Here is a 1,244-nt window from a genome sequence, read left to right as displayed (position 1 = left end):
ACCTGATGGTAACTAACAATAAGGGTTGCGCTCGTTATGGCACTTAAGCCGACACCTCACGGCACGAGCTGACGACAACCATGCAGCACCTCGCAAATGGCTATTGCTAGAAAAGATGTTTCCACCCCTGTCCAAATGCGTTCAAACCCGGGTAAGGTTCCTCGCGTATCATCGAATTAAACCACATGTTCCTCCGCTTGTGCGGGCCCCCGTCAATTCCTTTGAGTTTCACCGTTGCCGGCGTACTCCCCAGGTGGATTACTTAACGCTTTCGCTGTAGAGCTTACTGTGTATCGCAAACTCCTAGTAATCATCGTTTACTGCGTGGACTACCAGGGTATCTAATCCTGTTTGATACCCACGCTTTCGTGCCTCAGTGTCAGTTATGGTTTAGTAAGCTGCCTTCGCAATCGGAGTTCCTCGTGATATCTAAGCATTTCACCGCTACACCACGAATTCCGCCTACCTCAAACATACTCAAGGCTACCAGTTTCAACGGCAATTTTATGGTTGAGCCACAAACTTTCACCGCTGACTTAACAGCCCACCTACGCACCCTTTAAACCCAATAAATCCGGATAACGCTCGCATCCTCCGTATTACCGCGGCTGCTGGCACGGAGTTAGCCGATGCTTATTCATAGGGTACATGCAACAGGGAACACGTTCCCCTTTTTATTCCCCTATAAAAGAAGTTTACAACCCATAGGGCAGTCATCCTTCACGCGACTTGGCTGGTTCAGGCTCTCGCCCATTGACCAATATTCCTCACTGCTGCCTCCCGTAGGAGTCTGGTCCGTGTCTCAGTACCAGTGTGGGGGACCTTCCTCTCAGAACCCCTATCCATCGCTGACTTGGTGAGCCGTTACCTCACCAACTATCTAATGGAACGCATGCCCATCTACAAGCGGATTGCTCCTTTAACAAATATTCCCATGCGGGACCCCTGTGTTATGCGGTATTAGTCCGACTTTCGCCGGGTTATTCCCCTCTTGTAGGTAGGTTGCATACGTGTTACGCACCCGTGCGCCGGTCGCCGGCATTGAAAGCAAGCTTTCAATCCGCTGCCCCTCGACTTGCATGTGTTAAGCCTGTCGCTAGCGTTCATCCTGAGCCAGGATCAAACTCTTCGTTGTCAAAATTGTTTTCTTTTTATTTCCTAGCCCAAAAATCCTATCTATTAACTTATTAAGTTTTTAGTAAACCAATTGACGGTCGTTTATTCTTTTAAATCTAATTATAAAA

Annotated in this window: 1 rRNA gene; it reads right to left on the bottom strand. The window is 48.3% G+C overall.

The features are described from left to right. A 16S ribosomal RNA gene (locus tag M2135_RS15535) occupies positions 1-1,135 on the bottom strand; the annotation flags it as partial. Positions 1,136-1,244 lie beyond the last annotated feature (109 nt).

The sequence above is a fragment of the Parabacteroides sp. PF5-9 genome, from assembly GCF_029893105.1.
Lineage (GTDB): Bacteria > Bacteroidota > Bacteroidia > Bacteroidales > Tannerellaceae > JARXWG01.
This window is presented reverse-complemented; position numbering and strand designations above follow the sequence as displayed.